This window comes from Maritimimonas sp. 2205BS37-2, from assembly GCF_056591755.1.
In genome coordinates, this window is the sequence record NZ_JBWQOI010000001.1 from 1036411 (window position 1) to 1048614 (window position 12204).

Genomic DNA, 12204 nt, shown 5'->3' on the forward strand with positions numbered 1-12204 from the left:
TATTTTTTTGATTTCGGTGATTATTAGCTCTTAAAATAAATAAGCGATCTATAGATTTTGAAAGACAAAACACATAGTAACTATAAAGTTGGTGATTTAATTTATGATGCCAACATCTATGATGGATTAAATACTAATCTGACCGACTTAGAATTCTACAAGAAATGGCTGCCAAAAAATAAGGATGCCCATATACTTGAGCTTTGTTGTGGTACCGGCAGACTTACGCTTCCTATCGCAAAAGATGGTTATAATATTAGTGGAGTCGATTATACGTCTTCAATGCTTAAACAGGCTAGAAAGAAAGCTTCTAAAGAAGGATTACTTATTAAGTTCATTGAAGCAGATATTAGAACTTTAGATTTACGAGAAAAGTATGACCTGATTTTTATTCCGTTTAATTCGATTCATCATTTATATAAAAATGAAGATTTATTCAAGACATTAACTGTTGTTAAGAATCATCTCAAAGAGGGAGGCTTATTTCTATTAGATTGCTTTAATCCAGATATTCGATTTATCGTTGAGAGTGAAAACAAGTTAAAAGAAATTGCAGAATATACAACTGATGATGGAAGACATGTATTAATAAAGCAGATTATGCAGTATGAAAATAAAACTCAAATCAACCGTATAGAGTGGCATTATTTTATCAACGGTAAATTTAATTCTATTCAAAATTTAGATATGAGAATGTATTTCCCTCAAGAATTAGATTCCTATCTACAAATGAATGGGTTTCAAATCATTCATAAGTTTGGTAGTTTTAAGGAAGAAGAATTTACCAATACTTCTGAAAAACAGTTATTTGTTTGTAAATAGGTTGTCTTTTTTGAGATTTCCTTTATTCAAAAAAATAATCCAACATACCTTAACTTAAACGGAGTATTCTCAAAAAGGTATAAATCATCCTGCACTAGAAAGTTCCCACCAGCCCTAATCGATTTGGTGCTACGCTGAGGCGCCATGAGATTTTCTTTTTTTTCTTTAAATCGTATTTATTATTGTCTTTTAAGAAGTTGTCAATACTATTAACTACTACCACACTTAAGGCTATACCCATGGTTACATCTGTTAACCAATGTGATCCCGCCCAAAGACGTGATACCGGCGATATTAAACCTACCGCATAAATGGGTGCCTTCACCCACCAACTATCAAATTGGCGTGCAATAGCATGAGCCGTGGTAAATGATAAAATAGCATGCCCCGAAGGAAATGAATGATATCCACCTTCACTACTAAAAGGCTTAAAGGAGTTTCTTCCTTCGAAAGTTAAAGGGCGTGCTCTACCAAAAGCATTTTTACTTAATGATTGAATAAACCCGGCTGCTGTAGCTGAAGCTATTAATAGTACACCTGTATGGCGTACTTTTTCATTCCTGGTAAGTAAACCGAAACCATAAATACCTCCATATAGCATATATGTATTCTGAGGTGCACCAAAATACCAGCCAAATTCTTTTAATACTTGAGGAGCATCCTTTTCTTGCTCAATAAAGTATTCTGAACTTTCTTCATCAAAAGTATAGAGTATAAAATTACTGAGAGCAATACCACCTAATTTTAGAAAATCATCACCTTTCCAGTGAAAAGGTCGCGTATATGCATGTTTAACTCCTTGAAATGCGGTTACTCCGTCATATTTCATCAATTGCCATAAGGTTTCACGCTCTAATGTATCTTTTTCCTTCTGTGAATTCACGGCTAATGGAAACAACAATACTGCAGCAACAATAAATATCTTTAAAATTCTTAACATAAATTTAAAAACTAATTAAACGGTAATCTTTAATCCGTCGTATGCCAGATGCACATTTTCTGGTAATTCTTTTTCAACTTTGGCATGAAAACCTAAACGATGACTAATATGTGTTAAATATGCTTTCTTTGGTTGTACTTCTTCAATTATCATTAATGCCTCTTCTAAATTTAAATGAGTAGGATGCGATTCTATACGCAAAGCACTTAAAACCAATATATCTAAATCTTTCAATTTTTCCTTTTCTTGATCATTAATCGATTTAAAATCGGTTAAATATGCAAAACCATCAATTCTGTAACCATAAATTGGTATTCTACCATGCATATATTCTACAGGTATAATTGTTTTATCACCAATAAGAAAAGGTTTATTATAAACAATATTAATATCTGCACTTGGTGCACCCGGGTACCTATTCACTTTGGTAAAAATATAAAAGAATCGTTGTTGTAGGTTATCCGTCATTCGCTCAGGCACAAATAAGGGGACATCCCCCATTTTATGAGTAAACGGACGAATATCGTCTAAACCGGCAGTATGATCGGCATGTTCATGTGTAAAAACAACGCCATCAATTCGATCAACCTTTTCACGTAGTAATTGCTGCCTAAAATCTGGGCCACAATCAACAATGAAACGATAGTCATCCCATTCTAACATAATAGAACTGCGCAATCTCTTGTCTTTTTGGTCATCCGATAAACAAACAGGATGATCATTACCAATGATTGGGATTCCTTGAGAAGTTCCAGTACCTAAAAATGTAACTACCATTCAAAAAATTTTCGCAAAAATAAGGCTAATTTATATAATAAAATTTATGATATTACTACCTTTGCTATAAACACAAACACTCTTTAAATATGTCGGTTATTCTCAAAGGTGATAAAGAAATTGAAAATATACCTTCCATAAAGCGTAAAGCGCTTCAAATTAATCTTAATGAATATTTGTATGGTACTTTTGCCGAAATCGGAGCCGGTCAAGAGACTGTACGTAACTTTTTTAGAGCGGGAGGCGCCTCTGGTACGATCGCAAAAGCAATGTCTGCCTATGATAAAGATTTCTCTGATGCTATTTATGGGATTGAATCTGATAAGCGATATGTAACCGAACCTCGTTTAAAAAGAATGCTTTCGCACGAGATCGAGTTAATGGAAGATCGTTTAAGTAGAGATAAACATCCAGATAAGCTTTTCTTTACATATGCCAACACCGTAGCGACTATTGATTTTGCTAAAAAGTTCAAAGGGCATGGATGGGTTGGTATAAAGTTTCAACTAGACCCCTTAGAAGATTATAACGAAATCGTATTGCACATTCGTTTTAAACAAACGGATGCGCGTTTACAACAAGAAACGTTAGGGACATTAGGTGTAAACCTTATTTATGGTGCTTTTTACATGAATGACAGACCTAAAGATCTTTTAAAATCATTCTACGATCATTTAGATAAAGATCAAATTGAAATTGATATGATCAATTTTTCGGGGCCACGATTTATGTATGTTGATAACCGCTTGATGAGTTTGCAATTGGTAAGAAATGGTATGACCGAAGCTGTAATGTTTGGGCCCGATGGTAATAACCTCTTACCTGCTCAAGAATTATATAAAAAGAACATTCTTGCCCTCCGTGGAAGTTTTAGACCTGTAACAAAGGTTAACATGGATATGTTTGAAAAAGCATACGATATGTTTTTACAAGAGCGTACTGTAGATGAAGAAAAAACACGTGTTATTTTTGAAATTACACTTGCCAATTTACGTGCCGAAGGAAAAATCAATGAAAGAGATTTCTTAGATCGAGCAGAATTGTTATGTTCTCTAGGTCAGACAGTTATGATTACTAATTTCCAGGAATACTATAGATTGGTAGAATACTTCTCTGAGTTTACTAGAGCGCGTATGGCATTAGCTATGGGTGTGTATAACCTAGTTCAAATTTTTGACGAAAAATACTATAGACACCTTAGCGGTGGTATCTTAGAAGCATTTGGTAAATTATTCTTCAAAGATTTAAAAGTATATCTATATCCGTTAAAAGATCAAGAGAGCGGTGAATTCATAACTAGTGAAACATTGAAAGTGCATCCACGTATGAAAGAATTATACAAGTTCTTCAAATACAATGGTAAAATGCTTGATATAAAAGACTTTGATTCTGATATTTTAGACATATTCTCAAGAAAAGTATTGAAAATGATTTCTGAAGGTGATGAAGGTTGGGAGAAAATGCTACCTCAAGGAGTTTCTGATATTATAAAAGAACATCGATTGTTCGGATATTCAAGAAGACGATTTGCTAAAAAATTATAAAAGTTTCTTTTAGCATTTTTTAATAAAATTATATCCTCTAGGTTCAATACTTAGAGGATTTTTTCGTGCTTAATCAAAAAAAATATCGTAAATAAACCATATTTCAACTACAAAACACTACATCTTTAAATCAAAGATATAATTTATGTAAATTATAATCTATTTTTTATAATTTTGAACTAGTTCTATTTAAGGTTTCAATATTATTGAAGTTGCAGGTGCACATGTCAACTAAAATAATTTAGAAATCTTATGAATTAAGGAATTTCTGCAATGTATAAAAGTTAATTATTAACAGTTATTATTTATTTAGAGTCACAAAGTAGAAACAAATTAATAAATAGAGCTTTATAGATCTATTAGAAAGGTGAATCGTTGAGATTCACCTTTTACATGTCTAATAACTGCGCAGTATGATCTTTAGTTTTAACTTTGGCTATTACATTTTCAATACTACCATTCTCGTCAATTACAAATGTGGTTCGATAAATACCATCAAACTCTCTACCCATGAATTTCTTCGGGCCCCAAACCTTATAAGCATTAATAACTTCTTTATCAACATCTGCCAATAAAGGAAATGGAAAATCATGCTTATTAATCCAATTTTGTTGTTTTCTCTTTGTGTCGGCACTTACACCTAGCAATTCGTAGCCCAAAGACTGGAATCGGCTATAATTGTCGCGTAAATTACATGCTTCAAAGGTACACCCTTCAGTATTTGCTTTTGGATAAAAAAACAGCACAAGCTTTTTGCCTTTATAATCACTTAATTTTCTAATGGTTCCTGTATTATCTTCAACCGAAAAATCTGGGGCCTTATCGCCTATTTTTAATGTTGTCATTATTTGTATTTTAGCCAAGCTAAGATATAAATTATGACTAAAAAAGAACGAGTAGATTTTGTTTTAAAAACATTAAATCAGCTATACCCTACTCCTCCAATTCCACTAGACCATAAAGATCCATATACATTACTAATTGCCGTTTTACTTTCAGCCCAAAGCACCGATGCAAGAGTAAATACAATTACACCTCTTTTGTTTGCTGAAGCTGATAATCCATATGATATGGTAAAACTTACAGTAGATGAAATACGAGAAATTATTAAACCAGTTGGGCTTTCGCCCATGAAATCTAAAGGTATTTATGGTTTATCAAAGATATTAATAGAAAAATACAATGGCGAAGTACCTGCCAATATTGATGCACTCGAAGAGTTACCTGCCGTTGGTCATAAAACAGCATCCGTTGTAATGAGCCAAGCATTTGGTGTACCATCATTTCCTGTAGATACGCATATTCATCGTTTAATGTATCGTTGGAATTTTAGTAATGGTAAGAATGTAGTTCAAACAGAAAAAGATGCAAAACGCCTATTCCCTAAAGAAACCTGGAATTTGCTACATCTTCAAATTATTTATTACGGACGCGAATATTCTCCAGCAAGAGGTTGGGACTTAGAAAAAGATATTATTACTAAAACTATAGGGAGAAAAAGTGTGATCAATGAATATTATAAAATCAAAAAAGGCTTCTGATTTTCTCAGAAGCCTTTTTCAAACTAATTCAAATGAAACATAATAGGTTTATTTTTCTTGTTTCTTTTTACTCTTATTGATTTCGAATAATTTAATAAAAAAGAAACTGTTTCGTCTTTTGGGTTGAGTTGATTGTTCAACAACTCCTCAGTGTAAAGTTTTTCCATAAAATTCTTATTAATCGGGGTTTAATTATATAAGAAACGAAGAAAAACTTACTTTATTGTTAATTTGTTAAAATTATTTTGTTTTTATCGATAACCTTTCTCAAATTAATCAATGCATACCGCATTCTACCTAGTGCTGTATTGATGCTAACACCAGTTTGCTCAGAGATTTCTTTAAAGCTCATATCTCTATAAATACGCATCATTAATACTTGTTTTTGATCTTCTGGAAGCTCATCAACCAAATTGCGAACATCCATATGGATTTGATTTTTGATTATTCTTTTTTCAGCATTTAGAGAAGAATCACTTAGTACAGAAAAAATATCAAACTCATCAGTATTTTTAAACGAAGGCATTCTGTTATCCTTTCTAAAGTGGTCAATCACCAAATTGTGCGCAATACGCATAACCCAAGGTAAAAATTTACCTTCTTCATTATAATTACCTTTCTTTAAAGTATTAATTACTTTAATAAATGTGTCTTGAAAGATATCTTCTGAAATATCTCTATCAAGAACTTTAGAATAAATAAAACTGTAAATACGTTGCTTGTGACGACCAATAAGGATTTCTAATGATCTTTCGTTTCCGTTAATGTAGTTGCTAACTAAAACGCTGTCGTTTAATTGATTTGTTTGCATAATTCCCTTTTTTAATTTAGCGAAGCTATGAGACTTCTTAATTAATTTTTTGATAAAAAAGTAGAACTATACTATAAGCGTTTAATTTTTAAAGTTAAGGGGGAGACTAGCTCCTTTTTTAGTCTTTGCCGCTATGAGTCGACAGGGACAAATATAAATACAAACTTCTTATATAAACAAACTTTTTTTAAAAAAATTTTATTCTAGCTTAAATTTTTTTTCATAAATTAAGTAAGTATCTTTGCGGTTTAACCATATTTTACAGGGCTTCCGTGAAGATAGACAACTTAAATCCTAAAGACTATATTATTATAAAAGGAGCGGCGTTACACAACCTAAAAAACGTAAATGTTGCTATACCAAGAAACAAATTAGTAGTAATAACAGGCTTATCAGGCTCTGGAAAATCGAGCCTCGCTTTTGATACTTTATATGCAGAAGGACAACGCAGATATGTAGAAAGTTTATCATCATATGCCCGCCAGTTTTTGGGTAAATTAAATAAACCCAAAGTAGAATATATAAAAGGTATTGCTCCAGCTATTGCCATAGAACAAAAAGTAAATAGCACGAACCCGCGTTCTACGGTTGGCACCTCTACAGAAATATATGATTATCTAAAATTACTTTATGCTAGAATTGGTAAGACCTACTCGCCTATTTCAGGAAATGAAGTAAAAAAAGACAGTGTAACCGATGTTATTAACCATATCAAAACTTTTGAAAATGACAGCAAATTGTTGCTTTTGGCTCCTATTGTACTAGACAATGGAAGAAAATTAGAAAAAGTACTTGATCTACTAGCGCAACAAGGATATGCTCGTGTAAAAGCCAATGATACTGTTTTGCGTATTGATGATTACCAACCAAATGATAAAGATAAGCTCTATTTAGTAGTAGACAGAGTTGTTGTTCAAGACGATGAAGATTTTCTAAACAGAATGGCCGATTCTATACAAACAGCCTTTTTTGAAGGTAAAGGCACTTGTATTATTGAAAATATTGCCGAGGGTACGCAAAGAGAATTTAGCAATCGCTTTGAATTAGACGGAATGACTTTTTTAGAGCCTAATACTCATTTGTTTAGTTTTAACAATCCCTATGGAGCTTGCCCAACTTGTGAAGGTTATGGAAATATTATTGGTATCGATGAAGAACTAGTTATACCAAATACGGCCTTATCTATCTACGAAAATGCCATTGTTCCCTGGAAATCAGAATCTTTTAAAGAATATAAAGACGCTCTTGTAGACAATGCTTATAAATTTGATTTCCCTATTCACAAACAATACTATCAACTTAGTGACGCGCAAAAACAATTGCTATGGGAAGGCAACGAATCTTTCTATGGGTTAAATACGTTTTTCAAGCATTTAGAGGAAAAAACCTATAAGATTCAATATAGGGTAATGCTTTCACGCTATCGCGGAAAGACAAAATGTACAAATTGTTATGGTAAGCGACTTCGTGAGGAAGCGAATTACGTTAAGGTAAATAACAAAACCATTACTGACCTTGTTACACTACCTATTAATGAAGTATTAGATTTCTTTAGCAAAATGACAGTTTCTCAACATGATGAAAAGATTGCAAAACGACTGCTAAAAGAAATTAATAGTAGATTACAATTCTTATCGGATGTTGGTTTAGACTATTTAACCTTAAATAGAGCGTCAAACACCTTATCTGGAGGTGAAAGTCAACGCATCAATCTGGCAACTTCTCTAGGAAGTAGTCTTGTGGGCTCCATGTACATATTAGACGAACCCAGCATAGGGTTACATTCGCGAGATACAGAGCGACTTATTAAAGTGTTAAAAGGATTACGTGATCTTGGTAATACGGTAATTGTAGTTGAACATGATGAAGACATTATGAAAGCCGCTGATCATATCATTGATATCGGTCCTGAAGCGGGAGCTTTTGGAGGCGAATTAGTTGCTGAAGGTGATTTTAGAGCTATATTAAAAGAAGAGACACTTACGGCAAATTATTTAAATCAAAACTTACAAATTGAAGTGCCTAAGCAACGTAAAACATCGAAACGGTTTATCGAGATTAAAGGTGCAAGGGAGCATAATTTGAAAGATATAGACGTGAAGTTTCCTTTAAACACCTTAACGGTTGTTACCGGAGTCTCTGGAAGCGGAAAAAGCACCTTGATTAAAGACATTCTTTATCCTGCTTTGCAGAAAAAGTTATTTAATTATGGTAATAAACCAGGGCAATTCACAGAACTTTCCGGCGAACTAGAAGCCATCAGCAATATTGAGTTTGTTGATCAAAATCCTATTGGTCGTTCAAGTAGAAGTAATCCCGTTACCTATATAAAGGCCTATGATGATATTAGAGCCCTATTTACCAATCAAAAGCTGTCAAAATTAAGAGGTTATAAAGCCAAACACTTCTCTTTTAATGTAGATGGCGGTAGATGTGAAACCTGTAAAGGAGATGGCAGCGTTACGATAGGCATGCAGTTTATGGCTGATGTTCAGCTAACTTGTGAAACGTGCAATGGTAAACGTTTTAAAAAAGAAATTTTAGAAGTTGTATTTGAAGGTAAATCAATCGATGATGTTCTAAGGTTAACAATAGACGAAGCAATTGCCTTTTTTAAAGAATATGAGCAGAAAAAGATCGTTAATAAATTACAGCCATTGCAAGATGTTGGTTTAGGTTATGTTCAATTAGGGCAATCGTCTTCCACACTATCTGGAGGTGAAGCACAACGTATTAAATTAGCTTCTTTTTTAGTAAAGGGCAGCTCTAAAGAAAAAACACTATTCATTTTTGATGAGCCCACTACAGGTCTACACTTTCATGATATAAAAAAACTACTTACCTCTTTTGAAGCACTGCTAAGTAGAGGCCATTCTATTATTGTTATTGAACACAACATAGACCTTATTAAGTGTGCCGATTATATTATAGACTTAGGTAAAGAAGGTGGTAAAAACGGTGGAGCTTTAGTATTTGAGGGTACTCCAGAAGAATTGGTGAAATCTAACGATTCGTATACCGCGAAATATTTAAAAGAAAAATTAGCCTAATAAAAAACCGAAGCAAATGCTTCGGTTCTTATGTTGTATAAAAGAAAAACTAGCTAATTTTCTTTCTTCTTTCCTTCATTGGCTAATGCCAAGTTATCTTTTGCCAGTTTAAATTCGGGTTCTAAAGAAATAGCCTCTTGAAAGCTGGCTTTTGCTGCTACAAGGTCATTCTTTTCAAAATGAATCAATCCCTTTAAATTAGCGATAGCCGATTTCAAAGAAACTTGTTGGTTTAGGTTCTTATTAACTGGAGTTGTAATTTTTATTTTACCCGTGTCATTTAAAGATTCTGCTTTTTTGATAGCATTTAAAGCTTCATCATTCTTCTTTAATGCATAATATATATTAGCAAGCTTATATGCATGGTAATTGTTGTTAGATTTAATAACCAATTTTGAATATGATTGAGCTGCTTTATCTAAAGCACCTAAGCTTTCTAAAGAAATAGCCTGCATTTCTAATATATCTTGCTTACCGCTATTTCTACTTAAAATATCTGTACAAACCATAAAGCACGAAGAATAACGTCTTCCATTAAAATATAAGTAAGCTAAACTATCCTTATATGTGCTAGTTACACCTTCTTTAGCGATAATATTATATAAGCTATTGGCCACAATGCTATTATCGCCATAAACTAAGGCTTGACGCATAATTTGTTTGTCTAATGAGGCATCTTTTGAATCTTGAGCAGATATAGAGATCGCCGTTAATAATAGTGTAATTCCAAAAATAGTATTCTTCATGATCTTCATTTTTAATGCGTGCAAATTTATTTAAATAATTGAAAATTAAAAGGTAAAGTTTTCATAAAAAATAAAACGCACAAAAAAGCCTGTCTCAAAAGACAGGCTTGTGTTTTTGGGTGGAAGACCGGTTTCGAACCGGCGACCTCTAGAACCACAATCTAGCGCTCTAACCAGCTGAGCTACAACCACCATTTATTAGCGGATGCAAATATAATCTATTTAGAAATGCTGGCAAATAAAAAAATAAAATTTTGCGCTTAATGTATGATTTTTTATAGGCGTCTTTTACCTTTTACGAATAATAATATCGCCATTTAAAGTTTTAAATAAAAACTCAGGTCCGCCGCCATTTATAATGCCATACGTCCATTTATCAACATTTACCTTATATACATTTGAATTTTTTGACTTTTCTACATTCGCTTCTTTATCAACTACTTTTAACTCAAAATCAGTATAAATAGCTCCGAAATCTGTTTTTGCTTTCACATCTGCAGCCAAATTTGGTGGAAAAGTGATATCTATATTACCATTTAAACTACTAAAGGCCATAGATGCGTTTTTATTAATTTCATTAAAACTAATGGTAATATTTCTATTGAGTGCATCTGCAATTACAGAGCCGCTTATATTCTTCATCTCTATTTTACCATTGGTATTACTCACTTCAAACTCTCCATCTAGGTTTTCAACATAGATATTCCCATTATTGGTAACATTTAGTTTCAGACTGAAATTCTTAGGTACTTTAATTTCATAATCGGTTACGGTATTAATATTTTTTGATTTTACGCGTACCTTATTATCAATTTCCTCAACTGAAAACCTTATCGAATTCGCATCAATCTTTTGTAAGCCATACTTGTTTTTGTTCTTACTCTTATACTTACTTTTTTTAGAGCTTCGTACATCTGCACTTACAATAACATCATTTCTATTATGGCTCGTAACTGATACAGACCCATTTAATAAGTACATTGTTAGTTTTCCTTTGGCTCCTGGATTACTTAAAGGTACCGTTACCTCTTCTTGAGCAGCACTTAAGAAGCTGCTTGATAAAAAGAAAATTAGTAAAATGTTGGTTATATATTTTTTACTTCTCATAATTTACAGTTTAATAGTTGCATCTCCATTTAATAAATCAAAACTTAATTTTGCACCTCCGTTACCAATTTTAAATTGTTGCTTTCCATCAATTTTATATTTAGTACCTCTTCCTTTTTTATAGGTGCTTAATGAAGATAGCGGCTTCATTTTTGAAGTGTTTAGATTGGTATAAAACCCTCCATTTAGAGTTTTAAATGATACATCTGCATTTAATCGTTCCTTCACTGTAATAGTGATATTACCATTTAAAGATCTATACGATGAACCATCAATTGGTTTCGTTTTGTATGATATATTAATATCTCTATTTAAGGCATTTGTATGTGTTTTACCCGAAATATTATCTAGAGTAATTGATCCATTTATATTATTCGCAATAATTTCTTTAGCATGTACATTTCTCACATTAATATTACCATCATTTACAGCTTTTAGTTCAATATTGGTTTTATAAGGAACTTTAATCTTAAAATCTAATGTATACGAGTAATTTCTTCTTGAATTATTTTCATGATGACTATATCTGCCCGTTTCTTTATTAAAACGCGTGTAGGGCGTATTTAAAAAAACATATATATAATTATCAACCTGTTCAATACGCATGGTTACTTCTTTCTTACCTTGTTCTAATGCCCTATTGTTATAGGCTTCTATAGATTTTTTGGCTTCAATTTTAATTGTTGAACCGTTATAACCTTCTACATCTATCGACCCAAATACATTGTCTACAACCAATAAGTTATCTGAGGACTGATTTTCAAATCGTAATTCTTTTGTTATGGTTTCATTAAAGCTCTGCCCTACTGCCGCCAATGAGAACAGGCAGCAGCATATAAAACCAAGGGTTTTTAATTTATTCATAA

Annotated in this window: 11 protein-coding genes and 1 tRNA gene; 4 read left to right on the forward strand and 8 right to left on the reverse strand. The window is 32.5% G+C overall.

The features are described from left to right. Positions 1 to 57: 57 nt before the first annotated feature. A complete protein-coding gene (locus AC1EUU_RS04920) occupies positions 58 to 822 on the forward strand; it encodes a class I SAM-dependent methyltransferase (RefSeq protein ID WP_480200265.1) in 765 nt (254 codons plus the stop codon). Between the two features lie 94 nt (positions 823 to 916). On the opposite strand, the gene AC1EUU_RS04925 is transcribed toward AC1EUU_RS04920, so the two are convergent. After that, positions 917 to 1762 (reverse strand): phosphatase PAP2 family protein, encoded by an 846-nt coding sequence (locus tag AC1EUU_RS04925; protein WP_480200266.1) that lies wholly within the window; start codon positions 1760 to 1762, stop codon positions 917 to 919. Between the two features lie 15 nt (positions 1763 to 1777). Further along, complete coding sequence (locus tag AC1EUU_RS04930; protein WP_480200267.1) at positions 1778 to 2539, reverse strand: MBL fold metallo-hydrolase; 762 nt, start codon at positions 2537 to 2539, stop codon at positions 1778 to 1780. Between the two features lie 89 nt (positions 2540 to 2628). Between AC1EUU_RS04930 and AC1EUU_RS04935 the strand changes: the two genes are divergently transcribed. Then, positions 2629 to 4083 (forward strand): TonB-dependent receptor, encoded by a 1455-nt coding sequence (locus AC1EUU_RS04935; protein WP_480200268.1) that lies wholly within the window; start codon positions 2629 to 2631, stop codon positions 4081 to 4083. A 389-nt stretch (positions 4084 to 4472) separates the two neighbouring features. On the opposite strand, the gene bcp is transcribed toward AC1EUU_RS04935, so the two are convergent. After that, entirely contained in the window at positions 4473 to 4928 is a 456-nt protein-coding gene (gene bcp / locus AC1EUU_RS04940; protein ID WP_480200269.1) for a thioredoxin-dependent thiol peroxidase, read from the reverse strand. 33 nt (positions 4929 to 4961) lie between these two features. On the opposite strand from bcp, the gene AC1EUU_RS04945 reads away from it, so the two are divergent. Then, complete coding sequence (locus tag AC1EUU_RS04945; protein WP_480200270.1) at positions 4962 to 5624, forward strand: endonuclease III domain-containing protein; 663 nt, start codon at positions 4962 to 4964, stop codon at positions 5622 to 5624. 226 nt (positions 5625 to 5850) lie between these two features. Here AC1EUU_RS04945 and AC1EUU_RS04950 read toward each other — a convergent pair whose 3' ends face one another. Continuing rightward, positions 5851 to 6435, reverse strand: a complete 585-nt coding sequence (locus tag AC1EUU_RS04950) for an RNA polymerase sigma factor (RefSeq protein WP_480200271.1) — start codon at positions 6433 to 6435, stop codon at positions 5851 to 5853. Between the two features lie 272 nt (positions 6436 to 6707). On the opposite strand from AC1EUU_RS04950, the gene uvrA reads away from it, so the two are divergent. Beyond that, entirely contained in the window at positions 6708 to 9485 is a 2778-nt protein-coding gene (gene uvrA / locus AC1EUU_RS04955) for an excinuclease ABC subunit UvrA (RefSeq protein WP_480200272.1), read from the forward strand. Between the two features lie 53 nt (positions 9486 to 9538). Here uvrA and AC1EUU_RS04960 read toward each other — a convergent pair whose 3' ends face one another. The 4 genes from AC1EUU_RS04960 to AC1EUU_RS04975 form a co-directional block, all read right to left on the reverse strand. After that, on the reverse strand, positions 9539 to 10231 hold the full coding sequence (locus tag AC1EUU_RS04960) for a hypothetical protein (RefSeq protein WP_480200273.1): 693 nt from the start codon (positions 10229 to 10231) through the stop codon (positions 9539 to 9541). 117 nt (positions 10232 to 10348) lie between these two features. Further along, a tRNA-His gene (locus AC1EUU_RS04965) sits at positions 10349 to 10424 on the reverse strand. Between the two features lie 95 nt (positions 10425 to 10519). Further along, positions 10520 to 11338, reverse strand: a complete 819-nt coding sequence (locus AC1EUU_RS04970) for a DUF4097 family beta strand repeat-containing protein (protein WP_480200274.1) — start codon at positions 11336 to 11338, stop codon at positions 10520 to 10522. Positions 11339 to 11341: 3 nt separating this feature from the next. Continuing rightward, entirely contained in the window at positions 11342 to 12202 is an 861-nt protein-coding gene (locus tag AC1EUU_RS04975; protein WP_480200275.1) for a DUF4097 family beta strand repeat-containing protein, read from the reverse strand. Positions 12203 to 12204 lie beyond the last annotated feature (2 nt).

What these genes read in the sequence shown, in the direction of transcription:
- AC1EUU_RS04950 (WP_480200271.1), bottom strand. Translation starts at nt 6,435, where the DNA reads ATGCAAACAAATCAATTAAACGACAGCGTTTTAGTTAGCAACTACATT.
- AC1EUU_RS04970 (WP_480200274.1), bottom strand. Translation starts at nt 11,338, where the DNA reads ATGAGAAGTAAAAAATATATAACCAACATTTTACTAATTTTCTTTTTA.
- AC1EUU_RS04935 (WP_480200268.1), top strand. Translation starts at nt 2,629, where the DNA reads ATGTCGGTTATTCTCAAAGGTGATAAAGAAATTGAAAATATACCTTCC.
- bcp (WP_480200269.1), bottom strand. Translation starts at nt 4,928, where the DNA reads ATGACAACATTAAAAATAGGCGATAAGGCCCCAGATTTTTCGGTTGAA.
- AC1EUU_RS04975 (WP_480200275.1), bottom strand. Translation starts at nt 12,202, where the DNA reads ATGAATAAATTAAAAACCCTTGGTTTTATATGCTGCTGCCTGTTCTCA.
- AC1EUU_RS04925 (WP_480200266.1), bottom strand. Translation starts at nt 1,762, where the DNA reads ATGTTAAGAATTTTAAAGATATTTATTGTTGCTGCAGTATTGTTGTTT.
- AC1EUU_RS04960 (WP_480200273.1), bottom strand. Translation starts at nt 10,231, where the DNA reads ATGAAGAATACTATTTTTGGAATTACACTATTATTAACGGCGATCTCT.
- AC1EUU_RS04930 (WP_480200267.1), bottom strand. Translation starts at nt 2,539, where the DNA reads ATGGTAGTTACATTTTTAGGTACTGGAACTTCTCAAGGAATCCCAATC.
- AC1EUU_RS04945 (WP_480200270.1), top strand. Translation starts at nt 4,962, where the DNA reads ATGACTAAAAAAGAACGAGTAGATTTTGTTTTAAAAACATTAAATCAG.